This window comes from Lacticaseibacillus boliensis (assembly GCF_054784775.1).
In genome coordinates, this window is record NZ_BAAIHN010000002.1 from 136355 (window position 1) to 154156 (window position 17802).

Genomic DNA, 17802 nt, shown 5'->3' on the forward strand with positions numbered 1-17802 from the left:
TTGTCCTGCACTCACATGAACGATTGTGGTTCACGGTCGATGGCGACTTGGAAGCCTTGGCGAACGCTCGCTTGCGTTTCATCAAGGATCCGCGTCAGCGTCGACGCCAGTGCAGGTTCTTTTTTGTATTTAATCACCATCTGATAATAATAACGGTTCTTCAAGCGCGCGATTGCCCCGGGTGTTGGCCCCAAGACCCGCGCAGAATCTGACAGCGCCTGATTCAGTTGCGCGGCCAAACTGTAGATTGCCTTGGCCGCTTCGCCTTCGTCTTGGTGGCTGACAGTGAGCTTCATCGTAAAGTAATACGGCGGATAGTCGCCACGATGCCGCACCGCCATCTCCGCGTAGAAGAAGCCTTCATAATCATGCGCCTGGGCGAAGCGGATCGCATAGTGTTCCGGGTTGAACGTTTGAATGAACACCTCGCCGGGCTTATCTGCGCGGCCGGCACGGCCAGAAACTTGGGTCAACAACTGAAACGTGCGCTCGCTGGCCCGAAAATCCGGCAACCCCAGGCTGGTGTCAGCGTTGATCACCCCGACAAGCGTCACATCGGGAAAATCCAGCCCTTTGGCGATCATCTGCGTCCCCAACAAAATGTCGGCTTGATGCTCGCCAAACGCCTTGAGAATCTTGGCGTGGCCGCCTTTTTTGCGGGTGGTATCGACATCCATGCGCAACACCCGCGCTTGGGGCAACAACTGCGCGAGGCTTGCTTCAACCTTCTGCGTGCCGGTGCCATAATAGCGAATCTTCTTGGAGCCGCACTGCGGACAAACATGCGGGATCGGCTCCTCATGCCCACAATAATGACACTTCAACGAATGGGTGTCCATGTGCAACGTCAACGAAATATCACAATTGGGACACTGCACCTTGTAGCCGCATTCGCGGCACATGACAAATGACGAAAATCCACGCCGATTCAACAACAACACGCTTTGCTCGTGGCGCTCAAGCCGCACCTGCAACGCATCGAGCAGCGGTTTGGAAAAATCATCACGTCCACCGTCTTGATAGGCGGTCCGCATGTCGATCAACTGCACTGCCGGCAACGGCTGTTGATTCACCCGATGCGGCAGGCGCAACAGGGTATATACCCCTTTCTCCGCCCGCGCCCGCGACTCCAGGCTTGGCGTCGCCGAGCCCAACACGACTGGCGCTTGTGCGCTGGCCGTACGGTGCAACACGACATCTCGCGCATGGTAACGCGGCGCGTCGTCTTGTTTGTAGCTCGACTCGTGTTCCTCATCGATGATACAGACCCCGAGATTTTGTAACGGGGCAAACGCCGCCGAGCGCGCACCGACAACCACCTGGGCTTCACCGCGCTGGATCCGCCGCCATTCATCGAATTTCTCACCATCGGACAGTCCTGAATGCAACACCGCCACCTGGCTGCCAAACCGACCACGCACGCGCTGCACCATCTGCGGTGTCAACGCGATTTCCGGCACCAGCATTAGTGCTGTGCGGCCTGCCGCCAAGGCTTTGGCGATGATCTGCAGATAGACCTCGGTTTTCCCCGAGCCTGTCACCCCTTCAAGCAAGAAGGTGCGCGCTTTTTGCGTAGCGATGGCATCGGTCACTGCCGCCACCACCGGCGCCTGTTCAGCCGTCAGAGTCAACGGCTTGGTCAATGCCGCGCCTGCCATCTGCGGATAAGGATCGCGATAGACTTCTTTGGCGACCAGTTTCAACCAGCCCTTTTTCTTGCCGTGGGTGATCTGCGTCCGCGGGATCTCAGCCAAGACGGCGGGCAACGCTGGGGTCTGGCCGAGTTGGTGCCACTGCCGCAATTGTTTTAGCAGGTGGGCTTGTTGCTTGGCGCACGGGTTCAACGCCGCTATTTCTGCGGCATAGCCGTCATCATCGAGGATAGGCACCACGTGGTTGATGGTCTTCACCCGCGCCCGGTCATGAAGGCGGTATTCCACCTCGAGATCATCGTGTTGCACCGCCTTGAGTAACGGCGCCAGCGCGGTTTCTGAAACATCTGCCATCGCCAAGCTGTCTTGGCCGGCGAGCAGCGCCTTGCCTGCAGCCGTGACGGGATGGAAGAACTTATCCGCCTCCGCTTTCAGCTGTGCAGGCAACATGGTTTGAATGCACGTGATCCAAAACGCATACGTGCTCTTCGCCAACCAATGTGACAGTGCCAAGAGCTCGGCGTTCAGCACCGGGGTGGCATCAAGCAGCGCCAAGATCGGTTTCAGGGTGCCTTCGAAGCTGGGCGTGGTGCTGAGTGCAACCACCATGCCCATGACTTTGCGCGCGCCTTTGCCGAATTGCACCCAAACACGCATGCCCGGTTGAATCGTATCTTCTAAGGCCGCTGGCACCAAGTAGTCAAACGGTCGATCTGTTTGCATCGTCGGGACATCAACGATTACTTTTGCCACTTGCACCGCATCACCCCATCATCTGCTGCACCGCGGTAAGGATCACCGTCGCGATGTCTTCTTTGCTGGCTTCAGGTACCGCTTTTGGTTGTTGATCCGGCCGCAATAGCCACACCGCATTGGTTTCTTGATTAAAGCCATGGCCGTTACCGACCACATTAGCGACCAGCAGATCCGCACGCTTCTTAGCCAACTTCTTTTGGGCGTTGGCCAACAAATCGTTGGTCTCTGCCGCAAACCCGACCACCAGCTGGTGCGTTTTCTTCGCCCCTAAAGTCGCCAAGATGTCGGGATTTTGGACCATGTCCAGCGTCAAGCCGCTGGTCGTGCTGGTCTTCTTAAGCTTGTGCGCACTCGGCGTGGCGACGCGATAGTCTGCCACCGCCGCGGCCATGATGACGGCATCGCAATCGTCAAAGGCGTCAAACACCGCCGCTTGCATTTGCGTCGCCGTTTGCACCTGCTGAACGCGAACTTGAGGAAGCGTCGGCAGCGTTGCGGTGGTGACCAGCGTCACAGACGCCCCCGCCGCCGCGGCGACATTGGCCAAGGCCGTGCCCATTTTCCCGGACGAGTCGTTGCCGATGTACCGCACAGGATCGATTCGTTCCTTAGTGCCTCCGGCGGTAATCACCAGGCGCTTGCCAGAAAGAAACGGCGTGGCCTGGAAACACCGGATGAACGCCGCGATCACGTCGAGTTCAGGCAACCGCCCGACCGCCTGATAGCCTTCTGCCAAAAAGCCTGTCGCCGGCGGCAAGACGTGAAAACCTTGGGCCACCAAGTGCGCAACATTTGCTTGCGTCTGGGCGTTCAGCCACATCTGATCGTTCATCGCCGGCACCACCAGCTTCGGGCCGTTGAACGCCAACAGCGTGGTCGTGACCACATTGTCCGCCAGCCCGACGGCAAGCTTTGCGATCGTATTGGCCGTTGCCGGCACCACCACCGCCAGATCCAGCCAGTGCGCCAGTTCAACATGCGCCACATGTGCCGGCTGGGCAAACTCGGTTTCATCTGTCAGCACAGGGTGTTTAGATACCGTTTCCAATGTCTGCGCCGTCACGAACGTCTTAGCGGCAGGCGTCATCACCACACGCACCTCGTGACCCGCCCGCACCAGCTGCCGTACCAGTAGCGGTATTTTGTATGCGGCAATACCACCGGTCACAAATATCCCGATCTTTTGCTGTGTCATCTCAACGACTCCCTTCGAACCTTCATTATACCAAAGATGAACCCGGCGTGGGCGCGCGCAAAGAACGGGTAGCGGATTGCCCGGCCACAAAAAAAGCCAAACCACTATTGCGGCTTGGCATTGGAAACAGTTTATTCGTGGTCGAGTTTCTCGGCTTCGCGTTCCTTGAGCTTGGAAGAAGGGTCGATGATCACATCACCGGCGGCAACTTCTTCAAGGGCTTGGCCAACTGTCTTATATGATTTGTAGGAAGGCAGCGTCTTAATGCCATTGCTTTCCAATTCATGCGCACGCTTTGCGGCCAAGACTGCCAGCGAATAACGAGAAGGCACCTTGTCTAACAACTTATCGATTGATGGATAGATAATCATGCTTAACGCTCCTTTGATTGATTGCGATTGACTCAGGCATTGGCGAGCATCGTCTTGTACCGATCGATCACTCGCGGTACACGCAGATGTTCGCTTTCGATAATGCGCTCGATGCGGCGCACAGCTAAGTCTACTTTATCATTGACGACGGCATAATCATAGTTTTCCATCATCTGAATTTCGTCAGCAGCTTGCGTGATCCGCTTTTCGATCACCTCGGCTGAGTCTGTGCCGCGACCGGTCAGCCGGTGCTTCAGCTCGCTGAGATCAGGCGGTGTGAGGAAAATGAACACGCCGTCTGGACACTTTTCACGAACCTGCATCGCCCCTTTGACCTCGATTTCCAACAACACATCGCGGCCTGAGTCTAACGTCTGGTTCACATACTTCAACGGTGTACCGTAATAGTTGCCGACATACTGGGCGTATTCGAGCATCCCGCCTGTGGCGATCTCGTGTTCGAACTCTTCTTTTGTCCGGAAGTAATAATCAACGCCGTCAACTTCGCCAGGCCGCATCTTGCGGGTGGTCATCGAAACCGAATATTGGAAGTCGCGATAATCCCCTGCGAGCATGGCTTGCCGAACTGTCCCCTTGCCAACCCCGCTTGGGCCCGACAATACGATCAGCATTCCCCGTTCCTGCATGCTTTAACCTCTTTCATCCTTATAGTGTTATTTTCCATTCTGCACTCTTTTCACCGATATTTCAACCGCTACTTAGGCAAAACGCTCACGACGCAACCAAGCCACTCCGGCGCGGCGACCTTGAGCGACCAATGCGCGCCGATTAACCAGCGAAAAATCCAACATGCTGGTCAACTTCTCAGAAGGCGAGATCACTGTGGCGTCGCCAATTGCAGGCTTGGGACCTAGGCCTGCTGCACTGATGGCGATGACTTTGGTCGCCCCGAGTTCGCGCGCGATCGCGACTGGCAGGTCGTTTTTGACCCCGCCATCCACATACCACTGCTGCCCGATGCGCCGCGGCGCATACCAGCCAGGCAACGCGCTGCTGGCCAGAAGCCACGCCAAACCGTTGTCAGGCGTCAAGGTGACGACATGCGGCAAGCGCTGGCCGACTGGCGTGCACACGGCCAACGCAGGCCAAGAGGCAGTTTGGGGCAAGGCAAGCAGGTCGGTCAAAACCGGCCGCAATCCCGCCAGCCGGTACGGCGGCAAGGCGCTTGGCGCTTGTGTCAGCCACCAGCTGACCAATGCTTCCGGTGTCAAACGCGTCGTCGCCCAGCCATTGATCGCGCCGATGGAGCTGCCGATCACAAACCTCGGGTTCACATACTTAGCGATAGTCGCCCAGACGCCGGCCTGAAATGCACCACGCGCCCCACCGCCGCCAAAAACCACTGCCAAAGTCATCCAATCACCTGCCTTATTTTTTGGGGGTTGCAATTTGGAACAGACGTTCGTATAATGAATTTGTTAAATCAAACAAGTGTTCGGGAGGACTCATCATGGAAAACACAGCCCAGACTTTCTCAGCCGTCAAACAAAACCTCATTGCATCATATCGGCAATTCTTCGCCTTGGAAGCACCGGTGCTCACCATGCCTGTCTCCCAGCGCCGCCTGTTCATTGAACAAAGCCTGACTCGCCATTACCGCGTCGCGGTTTTCTTCAAAGACACGCCTAACGCCTTGGTCGGGACAATCACTCGGCGCTTAGATGCTGACCGCTATCTGTTGACCGCCTACCAGAGTAATCTGTACCGGGTCATCAGCCTCGATCAGCTCACCTACCTCAAGCGCGTCTGAGCTTAAGGATATAAATCAAAGCCGTCCACATCATTTTGGTCAATGATCTGGGCGGCTTATTTGTGTCTCAAGACTCGGTGTTGAGCCCTTTGCGCGTCTTGGCGGCCATCGCCAACAGTTCGCGCGCATGCTCGATGGCCAGCGTCGTGACCTCTTCGCCGGCAAGCATCCGCGCAATTTCGCTGACCCGTTGCGTCTGGTCAAGTGGCGTCACGACGGTTTTGGTGCGGCCGCCAACGACGTCTTTTTGAATCAGGTACTCATGATCGCTCATCGCTGCGACTTGCGGCAAGTGCGTGATGCACAGCACCTGTGAGCGCTGCGAGATCACCGAGATCTTGTTGGCGATCGCCTGGGCGACCCGGCCGGACACACCGATATCGACTTCATCAAAGATAATGCTGGTGACGCCATCAGATTTGGCAAAAATTGTCTTGAGCGCCAACATGATCCGTGACAATTCACCGCCGCTGGCGATTTTTGCCAATGGTTTCGCGGCTTCGCCGGGATTGGTTTGAATATAAAATTCGACGACATCCACGCCATCTGGCCGCAGGGTGTGTGCTGGTGAGAACTGCACCGAAAAAACCGTTTTGGCCATATATAACGCCGCCAGCTGTTGATGGATCGCTTCGACCAGCTCGCCTGCCGCCTGCTTGCGCGCTTGGGTGAGCTTGCCGCCGATCGTTAGCAACTGCTCATGCAGCGTCGCGACGCGATTCTCCAGCCCAGAAGCGTCGGCCTCGGTTGCTTGCATCGAAGCAAGCTCTTTAGCGGCTTGCTTACCATACGCAATCACAGCGTCCAGCGAATCGCCATACTTGCGTTCCAACTGCAAAAACAGCTCGAGGCGTTTTTCGACCGCATCCAAGCGGCCTTCATCCCATGATAGATCATCGACTTGACGCGCCAGATCGCCTTGCACGTCTTGCAGACTGTAATAGGCTGACTCCAGCTCGCTGGCGATACCGGCAAAGGCGTCATCGAGATCGGCGATGTCTTGCATGTTGCGCATTGCTTCTGCGACTTGATCCAAGGGGTTGACGTCTTCGTCGCCTAACACCGCGGCGCTGGCGTTCAACGCCTCAGAGATCTTCTGAAAATTGGCGAGTCGATCCCGCTCGGCCATCAGTTCATCTTCTTCACCGGCATGCAGATCGGCGGCTTGGATCTCTTGCACCTGAAACTGCAACATATCCAGCCGTTGGGCCCATTCTTGCTCGTTGGTCTGCTTCTTTTTCAACGCACTGGCCGCCTGTTGGTAAGCCGCGTAAGTCGCTGCGTAATCTGCACGCAATGGGGCGATCGTCGCCGCTCCGAACTGATCTAAGAGGCCTAGGTGGGACTCGGGATGGATGAGTTGTTGATGCTCATTTTGGCCATGAATGTCGACCAACGTCTCACCGACTTCGCGTAGCGTGGCAGTGTTCACCAGGTGCCCGTTCACCCGACACAAGTTGCGACCACTGGCATAGATATCTCGCTGCAACAACACGGCGTCATCGTCGCTGGTCAGGTCGTACTTGGCCAACACCGCTTCAGTTTTCGGGTTGCTGGTCGCGTCAAACAGGCCTTGTAGCTCAGCTTTAGCCGTGCCGGTGCGCACAAAATCCGCGCTTCCGCGACCGCCTGCCAGCAAGCTGACGGCATCGATGATGATCGACTTGCCGGCGCCGGTTTCCCCGGTCAAGGCCGTCATCCCGGTGTCAAAGCTGAGTTCCAGATGCTCAATGATAGCAAAATCATGGATCACAAGTTCTTGTAACATTGGCTACCCCACCATGGCTTCAATCATCTCAAGCACTTCTTTGGCCTGCGCCGTTCCGCGACAAACGATCAAGATTGCCGCGTCGCCGGGGATCGAAGCAAAGATCCGCCGATCGCCGAGCTGATCGATCAGCGTCGCGACCGCCGGTGCAGTTCCAGGATTCATCTCGAGATGAATGAATTGATCCATCTGATCACCACTACGATAGGCTGCCGCCAAGGTCCGCTGCAGCTTATCCAACGGTGAAAGTTGTTTTTCCAGCGGCATGCTATAGCGATAGCGCCCATCAGCAGTCGGTACCTTCACGAGCTGCATGTCTTTGATATCGCGTGAAATCGTCGCCTGCGTCACCGGCACCCCACGCGCTTCCAGTGCCGTCACAAAGTCACTTTGACGTTCAATAATCTGTTCTTTGATCAACTGGCGGATATACGCCTGACGTTCATTTTTTTGCATAATGTCACCTGCTTAACGAATTTGCGCTCACCGTTGAGTGGCGAGGTGATGCTCACTTAAGCTTAACGCAAAAACAAATGTTTGGCTAGCTTATGCATAGTTATTCACAGGGTTATTAACGATCCAGACGCCAACACCCCTGCACAACGGCAGGGGTGTCAGGTTAATGTTTAGGCTTTAATTCTGCGTATGCGGCCGCGAGCGTCGTATCGACATCGACGTTCGGCGCTTTAATGCCGGTTTCACCGCCGTTTTGAAGGTGGATCAAAAACTCGATGTTACCTTCGCCACCTTTGATTGGGGAAAAGTCGAGGCCGAGAACGTTGTAGCCGTGTGCCAAGGCGAACTCAACGATCATGGTCAACACCGCCTTGTGCACCGCAGGATCGCGGACGATCCCTTTTTTGCCCACGTTCGCCGGTCCGGCTTCAAACTGGGGCTTGATCAAGGCGACCGCGTGACCTTCAGGGATCAAAATCGCCTTCAGCGGCGGCAAGATCAGCTTCAAGGAGATGAAAGAGACATCGGTCATCGCAAATTCAACCGGCCCTTTGGTGAAGTCTTCGGGTTTGCTGTACCGGAAGTTCACCCGCTCCATCACGTCCACCCGGGGGTCTTCGCGCAACTTCCAGGCGAGCTGGTTATAGCCGACGTCTAAGGCGTAACTCATCTTCGCGCCGGCCTGCAACGCAACGTCGGTAAAGCCACCGGTCGATGCCCCGATGTCCAAAACGGTCTTACCGGCCAGATCGATCCCGAACACATCCAGTGCCTTGGCGAGCTTCAACCCACCGCGGGAAACATACGGCATCTTTTTGCCTTTGACATGCAAGACGCTATCGTCTGCGATCTTGACGCCGGGCTTATCCAACCGCTCGTTGTTTTGATCATACACTTCGCCGGCCATCACCGCGCGCTTGGCCTGCTCCCGGGAAAGAAACAACCCCTGCTCGACCAATAAGACATCGACTCGCTCTTTACTCATGCATCCTCCTGAATTACCCGAAATAGGTTAAAAACGCCACCAGCTGTGGTACCGGCCGCGACAACGACATCAGCGCGGTCCGGGCTGTGGCCACTTGTTCAGCCAGTGCGGTTTGCGCACCGGCCAGACCCAACAGTTCCGGATAGGTGTTCTTGTGTTCCGCAACATCTTTGTTGGCGGTTTTCCCTAACTCCGCGCTTGTTTTTGTCACATCGTTGATATCATCTTGAATCTGAAACGCGATTCCAAACGCCGAGGCAAACTGCGCCAAGGCCTTTTGATCAGCCGCCGGTACCGCCGCCAACACGGCCCCGAGATTGACCGCAGCCTCGATCAAAGCCCCAGTCTTCAACGCATGCAGATGCCGCAGTGCTGGCAGATCGAGGTGTTGCTGTTCGCCTTCAATATCCAACACCTGCCCGCCGACCATGCCTTGGGCCCCGACCGCCTGAGCAAACAACCGCAGACATTCCGCCAGTTGTGCCGGCGTGGTTGCCGTCTGGCCTAACAGCGTGAAGGCAGACGCCTGCAAGGCATCACCTGCAAGGATCGCCAAGGCCTCACCAAAGCGCTTGTGGTTGGTCGGCTTACCGCGCCGCAGATCGTCGTTATCCATCGCTGGTAAGTCGTCGTGGATCAACGAATAAGTGTGCAAACACTCCAGCGCCGCGGCCGCCGGCAAGGCCGCGGCGACGTCGCCTTGATAGCTGTCGACGACCGCCAACAACAGCAGCGGGCGTAGGCGCTTGCCGCCTGCTTCTAGCGAATACCGCATTGCCTCTTGAAGCGGTGCGGTCGTGATCGTCTTAAGATGGGCTTCGATTGTCGCCATCACAGGCGCGACGAAGGCTTGCGTCCTAGCGTTAAGCATCGGTTTTCGTGTCCAAGCGCTTAGTCTCACCGTCGTCGGTGACTTCCAAAGTCACTGCCTGTTCGGCTTCTTTGAGCGTCTTCTCGAGTTTCTGACTCAGCTGCACGCCAGTTTTAAACTGCGCGAGGGCCTGTTCCAAAGGGACATCCCCTTGTTCCAGTTGCGCCACGATTTTTTCTAAGTGCGCGAGATTTTCTTCAAAAGTTGGTTCCGCCATCGTTTACTTCCTTTCTGGCTGTACCACAACCGGCACTTCGCCATCGACCGTGTGAATTGTTGCCGCCATTGCGGGATGATAATCGGCTTTTTGCTTCAACATCTTTCCCGCATCGTCAGTCACATATGTGTAGCCTCGTCCGAGGATCTTCAACGGGCTGAGGTGATCAAGCGCCCCTTCTGCGGTTTGCACGCGAGCGCGCCGCTGGGCGACTAACGTGGCCATCGCGTTGTTCAGCCGCTCTTGGTCGGTGACGACCGTGTGGCGATCTGCACTGACGCGCTGTTGCAAGCCCCGCGGTGACAACGACAGCTGACAGAGTGACAAGCGATGCCGCCAATCCGCCAGCTTCGTCGTGATTGCCTGCTCCAGTCGGTTGTGCAATTGATCGACAGTCTGGGCGTATTGGTCATACAACCGGCTGGGCTGGGTCAACACGACGCTGTTGCTGACCCGTTCGACACGCTGGCGCGCCGTCGCCAGGCGGTTTTGCATCGCCGCAGTCGCGCGCTGGCGATATTGGGCAATGCCGTTGAGCGCATCCACCAGCGTGACCGGCGTCACCAACTCAGCAGCAGCCGTCGGTGTCGCCGCGCGCCGGTCGGCGACAAAGTCGACAATCGTCGTATCGGTTTCATGGCCGACAGAGCTGACCACCGGCATTGACATCTCAGCCAACGCCCGGGCGACGACTTCTTCGTTGAACGGCCATAAGTCTTCGATCGACCCACCGCCGCGGCCGATGATGAGGGCATCGAAGTCCCCCATTGCTTCGACCCGTCGCAACTGCTTCACCAGCGAATCTGCGGCAGCATCGCCTTGCACAAGGGCGGGGAAAAGCACCAGTTGCAACACGGGATAACGCCGCGCCACCGTCGTGCGGATGTCTTGGATCACCGCGCCACTGGGACTGGTAATCACCGCGACCCGCTTCGGAAACTGCCGCAGCGGCCGCTGGTTTTTGGCAAACAAACCTTCTTGATCAAGCTTCTTGCGTAACTGCTCATAGGCTTGATAGAACTGGCCGACGCCGTCTGGTTCCATGTGCTCGATGACGATTTGATATTGGCCGGAAGCCGCGTACATCGTCACGCGGCCGACAACCATCACCTTCATCCCTTCTTCGGGCTGGAACTTCAACTTGGCAAACGCAGTCTTGAACATGACCGCACTGATCTTGGCGTGGTCATCTTTTAGAGAAAAATATTGGTGGCCCGGTCGCAATCGAAAATTCGACAGCTCACCGGTCAAATACACCCGACCGAGATAAGGATCTTGATCAAATTTACGTTTGAGATACGCCGTCAGCGTCGTCACACTGAGATAATCATGCGTTGGCATGTACTCGCCTCTTTGCTAATTCAACTGTTTGTAACATCAAGCTGGCGATCGTCATCGGGCCGACACCGCCAGGCACTGGGGTGATCGCACCGGCGATCGGCGCCACGCTGGCATAATCGACATCCCCGACCAGCTTACCTGCGGCGTTGCGGTCCATCCCAACATCGATCACGATAGCCCCTGGTTTGACCATCGCCGCAGTCACCATTTCCGCACGTCCGGTCGCCACGACCAACAAATCAGCGTTACGCGCAGTTGCCGCCAAATCCTTGGTGCGGCTGTGCGCGATCGTCACGGTCGCATGGTGATTCAACAGCAATGCCGCCATCGGCCGACCAACGATGTTAGAACGCCCGATAATCACTGCGTTCATTCCGGTAACATCGATATCATAATGCTTCAATAGTGCCATGATACCATACGGCGTCGATGCGACCACCGATGGCATGTTGTTCCAAAGCTTGCCGACGTTGACGGGATGAAACCCGTCGACATCTTTATCTGGCGAAATTGCCGCAATCACTGCCTGCTCGTCGATGCCCTCAGGCAGCGGCAGCTGCACCAAGATCCCATCGATGGTCGGATCTGCATTCAGTTTGGCGATCGCCGCCAAGACTTCTTCTTGGCTGGCGGTTTTTGGCAAAGTGATCTGAATCGAGCGGATTCCCAACGCTTTGGCGCGGCGATGCTTGTTGCGCACATAAATCGCGCTGGCAGGATCTTCGCCGACCAAAATCACGGCTAGGCCTGGTGTCACCCCTTGTGCTTCTAGGTCACTCACGGTTGCTTGTAAATCGGTCATCAGTGCATCGGCAGTTTTCTTGCCATCAAGTACGATCGTCAATTTAATCTCCTCCGAAAGGGGTAAACCCATGCCATTAATTATGCTATTAGTCGTTATGAAAAATCTAGTGTTTCGGGCAAAAATACGAAAAGCCGGCGACGCGTTAGCGTCCCGGCTTCACGATCATTGCTGATCATTGGTAACGAAGTGCGCCAAGATCCCATTGATAAACTTGGCCGACGCATCATCGTTGTACTTCTTCGCCAATTCGATGGCTTCATCGATGGCGACCTTGTCTGCGATCTCTTCATATTGCAATTCATACAATCCGAGTCGCAACAAGATCAAATCTGTTTTCGTCAACCGTTCAATGCGCCAGCCTGTTTTGAGCTTACCGGCGATGGTCGTATCCAGTGCCTCTTGATGCGCCAAGACACCGTCAACCAATTCGACCATGTAGGCAGGAACGGCTTCACCTTCTGGAAGCACATCTGCATAGACGGCCTCGCGTTCGGCTTCAGGATTTGCGTTTAATGCGAATAACGCCTTGAAGGCTGCTTCGCGGCTTTCGTGTCTGCCTAGCATGTTAGTCGTCTTCCTCGGTTTCATTGTCATCATCGTCGTCTTTGAACAGATCATTAGGGTCGACTTGAGTGGCCTTTTCAGGCACCACACCAACCACGTGCACATTGACCGTGTCGAGCGTCAAATCTGTCATATAAAGCAACTGCTCGCGCAAAGATTCTTGCATCGCCATCGCCACCTTTGGCACAGCGACACCATAATTCAAATACACATACACGTCTGCTTCAAGCTTATCGCCATCGACAGTCAATTCAACGCCTTTGCCGTGATTAGCCCGGCCAAACCAAGCGTTGATTGTGGACGCTAGACTGCCACGCATCTGGTAGACCCCATCCACTTGCCCCGCTGCGATTCCTAGAATCACCTCTAACACTTCTGGAACGATCTCGATCGATCCTTCTGCATCCGTCCGGTTGGCGAGGATGATATTCGATTCTTCAGCCATGTGACAGCCTCCTTGAAATTATTGTCCCAACATCTATGCTCGGGAAATGTACGTACCGTCTTGCGTGTTGATGGTCAACACATCACCTTCGTTAACAAAGAACGGCACCTGAACCACTAAGCCAGTTTCCATGGTTGCAGGCTTGGAACCACCTGAAGAAGTGTTCCCACGGATGCCGGGTTCGGTTGCTTTGACCTCAAGATCCACCGTATTTGGCACTTCAACACCAAGGGTTTCGGCACCGTGCATGATGATCTTGACTTCCATGTTTTCCTTCATATACTTCAGCTGTTCACGGATCTCGTCGCCTGGCAAGCTCAATTGCTCGTAGGTTTCCATATCCATGAAGACGTACGAGTCGCCATCAGCATATAAATATTGCATGGTTTTGGTGTCGATTTGCGCCTTTTCAACTTTTTCAGTTGAGCGGAACGTCATTTCTTGAACCGCACCGGTACGCAAGTTCTTCAGGGTCGACCGCACGAAGGCGGAACCTTTACCAGGCTTAACGTGTTGGAATTCCACGATACGCCACAGGTTACCATCGACTTCAATGGTCAAACCGTTCTTAAAATCGTTAACAGAAATCATGTGTTTCCTCCATTATTGTCTCGTACTAGATTAACTATAGCAAGCGGGTGATTCGCGCGCAAGTCAAACCGGCACGACCTCTGGGGTCGGCGGGGCTTGTGACGTCAAGACGATCGGATCGTCTGTTGTGATCAAAACCGAGTCTTCGATACGCACACCTCCAATACCAAGCAACAGATTGCTTGGCAAGACAGTTTCAATATTACCCAATCGCTTGGTGCGTGTGGCACCTGACCCCCACACGCGCGGGCTTACAAAACACAGAATAGGAAAAACTTAACGCGCACCATTCTGTGCAACCAACTGCTGGAACGTTGGTAGCCGTCCAGCAGCTAGCGGCATCCGACAAAAAAACGCCCCGTCGCCGGAGCGTTTCTGATTATTCAGCTTGTGCCGCTGGATAAACGGATACTTGCTTCTTGTCGCGGCCAAGACGTTCGAATTTAACGACGCCATCAGCTTTAGCAAAAAGGGTATCATCGCCGCCGATACCGACGTTCAGACCCGGATGGATCTTCGTGCCGCGTTGACGGTACAAGATGTTCCCAGCCAATACGGTTTGGCCATCGGCACGCTTAGCGCCCAGACGACGACCAGCGGAGTTACGGCCGTTGGAAGTCGAGCCGCCCCCCTTATGGTGAGAGAAGAATTGCAAGTTCATCTTTAACATGAGTTACACCTCCGAATGTAGAGTTAGGATTGATTAGAAGTTTCGATCTGAACATAATCGCCATACGATTCGGCGATGCTCTGCATGGACAACATCAGGTTTTCAAGCAAAATCTGGGCAATATGACTCTGTTCACCCGTCAATTCCTGTTCAACGGTGACTACCATGTGGCCACCGTTGACCTCATCAGCGTCGACAGTCGGTTCAAAGCCGGCTAAGGCCTCGATCCCGTTGACCGCACCGATCGATACGGCGGAAACCGCCGCACAAACAATATCTTGGCCATACGCGCCGGAATCGGCGTGACCAGTCATCGCAAATTGTTTGATGTTACCCCGCGCATCGCGCGTGAAGCGTGCTTTGATCATGAGTTGGCCTCTTAGGCGTTGATCGCGTCGATGACAACCTTGGTGTAAGGTTGGCGGTGACCCTTCTTCTGGTGAGAATGCTTCTTAGGCTTGTATTTATAGGTAACAACCTTTTTTTCACGGCCTTGCTTCTCAACCTTACCGGTAACGGTAGCGCCGTCGATCGTTGGTGTGCCGATCTTGGCGTCGCCTTCACCTGCAACCAAAATTACTTGGTCAAAGGTAACGGTCGCACCTTGTTCTGCATCGAGTTTCTCGACGTAAAGTGCTTCACCGACTTCAGCTTTATATTGCTTACCGCCAGTCTTGATAATTGCGTACATCTTGTGCACCTCCTGTATGCCCTAAGGCGATTCCCCTGATGACTCGCCAAGTCAGGTGCTATGCTTGGATACCTGACATTGTGCGGTTGCAGATGAGGGGTGACAAATACAACGCTCTGATTGTATCAAAAATCCCCCTTGCGTGCAAGCACGACAAGAAAAACTTCTTGACAGTGCTTGTCCAGTCTTAAGTTCACCGGTATACTATCATCATGAGGAGGTGTCTCATGCTCATTGCACTCATCGATATCTTAATCTTTCTGATCACCGGCGGGCTATTGATCACGATCATCGCCCGGATCCCGACGCCGTTAAACATTGTCTGTGGCGTCGTGGTTGGTATTGTCTTGGCTATCATTGCTGGGGCCTTGTTCAGCTGGACCAGCGTCTTCTTGATTCTCTACATATTATGGATGCTACTCATCGTCGGCGGCCTTTTTGGCTTCCGCGCTTGGCTTCGTAGTAGCAAGTCTGCCCATCGCCGCTAAGTTAGCGGCTTTTTTCATAGAAAAAGGCGCGAAAAGTTCTCGCGCCTGCCCCTGCCAAGGAACTTAAGTGTAACCCACAAAAACGCGCCAGACAAGTGTCCGACGCGTCATTTGGTTTAAGCTTTTAATTGTGCCACAGCCTGTTCGATCGTCCGGCCAACACCAGTATGCTTCTGGTTTTTGGTATCGATTGCGATGAACTGTTGTGTGGTCATATCGAGTTGAATTCGATAAGTCATAAATATTACCTCCATTCGATAACACGTGAATGGTCTTTGGGTAGCGATGTCATTATAATACTATATAATAGTAAGCTCGTCAAGTGTTATCAACATTGTTTAGTCAATTAACATCAGACATTATGTTAACACACGGCAACATAAATACCATCAGCCTTAAGTCCTATCTGCCCAAATTCCTGGGTAAAATAAATCGAGGTGCCACCCCACACCCTCACTCATCACCTTACCTTTTTTCTGGTGACGTGGCACTCCAAAAAATCCGCCCACAAAAGTAGCCTCTGGCGTCGATCGCGTCAGGGGCTATTTTTCTTCAAGCACAATCATCTCATCGAGCACTGTACTCGGTGTCTTTTTGAGTGACTTGGCAACTTAGAGGACACGTCGTTGTGTTTTCTTGTTCATGATGACGAGATGCCTGGGCGATGATACACTATGAGTAAGGGCCCCTTAGCCCTTACCCCAGAAGTCCTATCGACGAAGCAACCACTTGATGAATGTGTTGGCTATTGGTCCAAGTGCTGTGATGAGTGCTACCAATGGCAACGTGGTGTTGTTGCTCAGTCCTTTGGGCTTCTTTTGTTGCCCTTTTTCAACATCTCTTATCACCTCCTTGGACACTATAGTGTATGCAATTACAACACTATTTTGTATTGAATTGTAAAATAAAAAAGCCCCACGCTGCGTTAGCAGAGTGAGGCAATTCTAACCTGGTCGAAATCGACCAGGTTAGAATGATGCTATTTAAATGTTCCCCAAGGGGTCGAGCTATTACCGTTCCATTGCCGCACTGGCAGATAGATCCGCTGCCCTTGATAGACATGGGTGATCCACGTGTAGCCACCAGTCTTGATAAAGCCGTCGTACTTCCACGACGCGCCAGCTGGCAGATACCCGCCTTCTTGTGCAGACGTGGATGGCTTGCCCACCCGGTTCATGATTTTGGTGTCCCCATTGACGAAGGTACCAGATTCAGCAGTGGCACCTGCCGGCAGACCGGACGACTTTGATGCAGACTTGGCAACGGACTGAGTGGCTGGCTTGGAGCTGGTCGTCACCTTAGCGCTAGCCTTGCTGGGCTTGATGTCAGCGGCGAACTGCGCTTGCGAAATGCCAAGGCTTGCCAGGTAACCGATTGGATCCACGTAATCTGATCCGCCGTAGTTTCGACTGCACCAGTTGTGGGTCTTGACCCCAGCCGTGCGGTTGCCATCATCGAGCGTCGCCGGGATGTTGTACTTTTTGCGCATCTCAGTGATGAGCTCAATGTAATTGGAGTAGGCCTTGAGCGCACGCGCCTTGTCAGTGAAGTTGCAAAGCTCGATCTGGACCGGCGCATAGAGATTGACGTTGCCTGCACCCCAAGCTTCAGCTCGTCAGACTTCAAAAACCGTTGAATGTCGGCAATGTCACGAGCACCAGACCCAGCAAGGCCAGCTGTCAACGCCGCATTAAGCTTGGTCGATTCCAACTGCTGGTTGAGGGTTGCAGCGTCGGTGTCGTATTTGGACTGTAAGTCGTTGAGCTTAGTGGTCAGCTCTTCGCTATCCGCTGCACTCTTCTTGATTGCCTTGAGGTCCTTATCGCGCTGCGCGATCTGCTCTTTGAACCCATAATGCTCTGTGGTTAAGATTTCCAAAGCCTCTTTGGCCTTTTGTTCTTCTTGGATATCGACGCCATGCAATTTCATGACCTTGTCGATCTGTTCGTCGATCAACTCAAGCTTTTGCAAATCTTCACGTTTCATGTGATACACCTCTCTCGTAATTTGTAACGAGGGATGACCGCACTCAAGGATTTGTGCTGTGCGCGCCACAGCGACGGTGAGTTGTATGCCATCACAGGCGATATTTTGGGCATAGAAAAAACGCCCGCTGTTAGGCGAATGCTCATGATTTTGGGTAAAAGAAAACACCCACCTGATGG

Annotated in this window: 23 protein-coding genes and 1 other annotated feature; of the genes, 2 read left to right on the top strand and 21 right to left on the bottom strand. The window is 54.3% G+C overall.

Going from position 1 to position 17802, the window contains the following annotated elements; genetic code table 11:
• Positions 1 to 11 precede the first annotated feature (11 nt).
• From priA to ACYVRB_RS01805, 5 genes are all read right to left on the bottom strand, one after another.
• Complete coding sequence (gene priA / locus ACYVRB_RS01785) at positions 12 to 2375, bottom strand: primosomal protein N' (protein WP_461213235.1); 2364 nt, start codon at positions 2373 to 2375, stop codon at positions 12 to 14.
• A gap of 40 nt (positions 2376 to 2415) precedes the next feature.
• Positions 2416 to 3603 (bottom strand): bifunctional phosphopantothenoylcysteine decarboxylase/phosphopantothenate--cysteine ligase CoaBC, encoded by a 1188-nt coding sequence (gene coaBC, locus ACYVRB_RS01790; RefSeq protein ID WP_461213187.1) that lies wholly within the window; start codon positions 3601 to 3603, stop codon positions 2416 to 2418.
• Between the two features lie 131 nt (positions 3604 to 3734).
• On the bottom strand, positions 3735 to 3974 hold the full coding sequence (gene rpoZ, locus ACYVRB_RS01795; protein WP_461213189.1) for a DNA-directed RNA polymerase subunit omega: 240 nt from the start codon (positions 3972 to 3974) through the stop codon (positions 3735 to 3737).
• A 32-nt stretch (positions 3975 to 4006) separates the two neighbouring features.
• Positions 4007 to 4621 carry a guanylate kinase gene (gene gmk, locus ACYVRB_RS01800; protein ID WP_461213190.1) on the bottom strand — a complete coding sequence of 205 codons (615 nt, stop codon included), beginning with the start codon at positions 4619 to 4621 and terminating at the stop codon, positions 4007 to 4009.
• 72 nt (positions 4622 to 4693) lie between these two features.
• Positions 4694 to 5350: a patatin-like phospholipase family protein gene (locus ACYVRB_RS01805; RefSeq protein ID WP_461213191.1), complete on the bottom strand. Its 657-nt coding sequence runs from the start codon at positions 5348 to 5350 to the stop codon at positions 4694 to 4696.
• Between the two features lie 95 nt (positions 5351 to 5445).
• Here ACYVRB_RS01805 and ACYVRB_RS01810 point away from each other — a divergent pair, with 95 nt between their 5' ends.
• The gene (locus ACYVRB_RS01810) at positions 5446 to 5745 is read left to right on the top strand and encodes a hypothetical protein (protein WP_461213192.1); all 300 of its coding nucleotides are present in this window, start codon (positions 5446 to 5448) and stop codon (positions 5743 to 5745) included.
• A 67-nt stretch (positions 5746 to 5812) separates the two neighbouring features.
• On the opposite strand, the gene recN is transcribed toward ACYVRB_RS01810, so the two are convergent.
• The 13 genes from recN to rplU all read right to left on the bottom strand — a co-directional run bounded on the left by recN (position 5813) and on the right by rplU (position 15149).
• Positions 5813 to 7513, bottom strand: a complete 1701-nt coding sequence (gene recN / locus ACYVRB_RS01815) for a DNA repair protein RecN (protein ID WP_461213194.1) — start codon at positions 7511 to 7513, stop codon at positions 5813 to 5815.
• A 3-nt stretch (positions 7514 to 7516) separates the two neighbouring features.
• Positions 7517 to 7969, bottom strand: a complete 453-nt coding sequence (locus ACYVRB_RS01820; protein ID WP_461213195.1) for an arginine repressor — start codon at positions 7967 to 7969, stop codon at positions 7517 to 7519.
• 163 nt (positions 7970 to 8132) lie between these two features.
• Positions 8133 to 8954 (bottom strand): TlyA family RNA methyltransferase, encoded by an 822-nt coding sequence (locus ACYVRB_RS01825; RefSeq protein ID WP_461213196.1) that lies wholly within the window; start codon positions 8952 to 8954, stop codon positions 8133 to 8135.
• A gap of 13 nt (positions 8955 to 8967) precedes the next feature.
• Complete coding sequence (locus ACYVRB_RS01830) at positions 8968 to 9825, bottom strand: polyprenyl synthetase family protein (protein ID WP_461213197.1); 858 nt, start codon at positions 9823 to 9825, stop codon at positions 8968 to 8970.
• Positions 9818 to 10042, bottom strand: coding sequence for an exodeoxyribonuclease VII small subunit (locus ACYVRB_RS01835; RefSeq protein ID WP_461213198.1), 225 nt, complete (start codon positions 10040 to 10042; stop codon positions 9818 to 9820). The genes ACYVRB_RS01830 and ACYVRB_RS01835 overlap by 8 nt, the downstream gene beginning before the upstream one ends.
• 3 nt (positions 10043 to 10045) lie before the next feature.
• A complete protein-coding gene (gene xseA / locus ACYVRB_RS01840; RefSeq protein ID WP_461213199.1) occupies positions 10046 to 11383 on the bottom strand; it encodes an exodeoxyribonuclease VII large subunit in 1338 nt (445 codons plus the stop codon).
• On the bottom strand, positions 11370 to 12227 hold the full coding sequence (gene folD / locus ACYVRB_RS01845; RefSeq protein ID WP_461213201.1) for a bifunctional methylenetetrahydrofolate dehydrogenase/methenyltetrahydrofolate cyclohydrolase FolD: 858 nt from the start codon (positions 12225 to 12227) through the stop codon (positions 11370 to 11372). The genes xseA and folD overlap by 14 nt, the downstream gene beginning before the upstream one ends.
• A 123-nt stretch (positions 12228 to 12350) precedes the next feature.
• Positions 12351 to 12752 (bottom strand): transcription antitermination factor NusB, encoded by a 402-nt coding sequence (gene nusB / locus ACYVRB_RS01850; RefSeq protein WP_461213202.1) that lies wholly within the window; start codon positions 12750 to 12752, stop codon positions 12351 to 12353.
• Position 12753: 1 nt separating this feature from the next.
• On the bottom strand, positions 12754 to 13197 hold the full coding sequence (locus ACYVRB_RS01855; protein WP_461213203.1) for an Asp23/Gls24 family envelope stress response protein: 444 nt from the start codon (positions 13195 to 13197) through the stop codon (positions 12754 to 12756).
• 33 nt (positions 13198 to 13230) lie between these two features.
• Positions 13231 to 13788 (bottom strand): elongation factor P, encoded by a 558-nt coding sequence (gene efp / locus ACYVRB_RS01860; protein ID WP_461213204.1) that lies wholly within the window; start codon positions 13786 to 13788, stop codon positions 13231 to 13233.
• A 379-nt stretch (positions 13789 to 14167) separates the two neighbouring features.
• Positions 14168 to 14458, bottom strand: coding sequence for a 50S ribosomal protein L27 (rpmA, locus tag ACYVRB_RS01865; RefSeq protein ID WP_054713775.1), 291 nt, complete (start codon positions 14456 to 14458; stop codon positions 14168 to 14170).
• Positions 14459 to 14481: 23 nt separating this feature from the next.
• On the bottom strand, positions 14482 to 14826 hold the full coding sequence (locus tag ACYVRB_RS01870) for a ribosomal-processing cysteine protease Prp (RefSeq protein WP_461213205.1): 345 nt from the start codon (positions 14824 to 14826) through the stop codon (positions 14482 to 14484).
• Positions 14827 to 14837: 11 nt separating this feature from the next.
• Positions 14838 to 15149, bottom strand: coding sequence for a 50S ribosomal protein L21 (rplU, locus tag ACYVRB_RS01875; RefSeq protein WP_125750593.1), 312 nt, complete (start codon positions 15147 to 15149; stop codon positions 14838 to 14840).
• 29 nt (positions 15150 to 15178) lie between these two features.
• Positions 15179 to 15247 (bottom strand) — a sequence feature (ribosomal protein L21 leader region).
• 129 nt (positions 15248 to 15376) lie between these two features.
• Here rplU and ACYVRB_RS01880 point away from each other — a divergent pair.
• Positions 15377 to 15637, top strand: a complete 261-nt coding sequence (locus ACYVRB_RS01880; RefSeq protein ID WP_461213206.1) for a hypothetical protein — start codon at positions 15377 to 15379, stop codon at positions 15635 to 15637.
• Between the two features lie 116 nt (positions 15638 to 15753).
• Here the strand turns inward: ACYVRB_RS01880 and ACYVRB_RS01885 are convergent, their stop codons facing one another.
• From ACYVRB_RS01885 to ACYVRB_RS01895, 3 genes are all read right to left on the bottom strand, one after another.
• Positions 15754 to 15876, bottom strand: coding sequence for a hypothetical protein (locus ACYVRB_RS01885; RefSeq protein WP_461213207.1), 123 nt, complete (start codon positions 15874 to 15876; stop codon positions 15754 to 15756).
• Positions 15877 to 16616: 740 nt separating this feature from the next.
• Positions 16617 to 17021 carry an SH3 domain-containing protein gene (locus tag ACYVRB_RS01890; protein ID WP_461213208.1) on the bottom strand — a complete coding sequence of 135 codons (405 nt, stop codon included), beginning with the start codon at positions 17019 to 17021 and terminating at the stop codon, positions 16617 to 16619.
• Positions 16931 to 17791 carry a phage scaffolding protein gene (locus ACYVRB_RS01895; protein WP_461213209.1) on the bottom strand — a complete coding sequence of 287 codons (861 nt, stop codon included), beginning with the start codon at positions 17789 to 17791 and terminating at the stop codon, positions 16931 to 16933. Before ACYVRB_RS01895 ends, ACYVRB_RS01890 begins: the two co-directional genes overlap by 91 nt.
• Between the last annotated feature and the right edge of the window lie 11 nt (positions 17792 to 17802).

Coding starts and splice junctions, on each gene's coding strand:
- rpmA (WP_054713775.1), bottom strand. CDS start 14,458: ATGTTAAAGATGAACTTGCAATTCTTCTCTCACCATAAGGGGGGCGGC.
- ACYVRB_RS01805 (WP_461213191.1), bottom strand. CDS start 5,350: ATGACTTTGGCAGTGGTTTTTGGCGGCGGTGGGGCGCGTGGTGCATTT.
- nusB (WP_461213202.1), bottom strand. CDS start 12,752: ATGCTAGGCAGACACGAAAGCCGCGAAGCAGCCTTCAAGGCGTTATTC.
- ACYVRB_RS01830 (WP_461213197.1), bottom strand. CDS start 9,825: ATGCTTAACGCTAGGACGCAAGCCTTCGTCGCGCCTGTGATGGCGACA.
- ACYVRB_RS01855 (WP_461213203.1), bottom strand. CDS start 13,197: ATGGCTGAAGAATCGAATATCATCCTCGCCAACCGGACGGATGCAGAA.
- rplU (WP_125750593.1), bottom strand. CDS start 15,149: ATGTACGCAATTATCAAGACTGGCGGTAAGCAATATAAAGCTGAAGTC.
- rpoZ (WP_461213189.1), bottom strand. CDS start 3,974: ATGATTATCTATCCATCAATCGATAAGTTGTTAGACAAGGTGCCTTCT.
- recN (WP_461213194.1), bottom strand. CDS start 7,513: ATGTTACAAGAACTTGTGATCCATGATTTTGCTATCATTGAGCATCTG.
- ACYVRB_RS01835 (WP_461213198.1), bottom strand. CDS start 10,042: ATGGCGGAACCAACTTTTGAAGAAAATCTCGCGCACTTAGAAAAAATC.
- ACYVRB_RS01870 (WP_461213205.1), bottom strand. CDS start 14,826: ATGATCAAAGCACGCTTCACGCGCGATGCGCGGGGTAACATCAAACAA.
- gmk (WP_461213190.1), bottom strand. CDS start 4,621: ATGCAGGAACGGGGAATGCTGATCGTATTGTCGGGCCCAAGCGGGGTT.
- ACYVRB_RS01880 (WP_461213206.1), top strand. CDS start 15,377: ATGCTCATTGCACTCATCGATATCTTAATCTTTCTGATCACCGGCGGG.
- ACYVRB_RS01810 (WP_461213192.1), top strand. CDS start 5,446: ATGGAAAACACAGCCCAGACTTTCTCAGCCGTCAAACAAAACCTCATT.
- coaBC (WP_461213187.1), bottom strand. CDS start 3,603: ATGACACAGCAAAAGATCGGGATATTTGTGACCGGTGGTATTGCCGCA.
- efp (WP_461213204.1), bottom strand. CDS start 13,788: ATGATTTCTGTTAACGATTTTAAGAACGGTTTGACCATTGAAGTCGAT.
- ACYVRB_RS01885 (WP_461213207.1), bottom strand. CDS start 15,876: ATGACTTATCGAATTCAACTCGATATGACCACACAACAGTTCATCGCA.
- ACYVRB_RS01820 (WP_461213195.1), bottom strand. CDS start 7,969: ATGCAAAAAAATGAACGTCAGGCGTATATCCGCCAGTTGATCAAAGAA.
- priA (WP_461213235.1), bottom strand. CDS start 2,375: ATGCAAACAGATCGACCGTTTGACTACTTGGTGCCAGCGGCCTTAGAA.
- xseA (WP_461213199.1), bottom strand. CDS start 11,383: ATGCCAACGCATGATTATCTCAGTGTGACGACGCTGACGGCGTATCTC.
- ACYVRB_RS01825 (WP_461213196.1), bottom strand. CDS start 8,954: ATGAGTAAAGAGCGAGTCGATGTCTTATTGGTCGAGCAGGGGTTGTTT.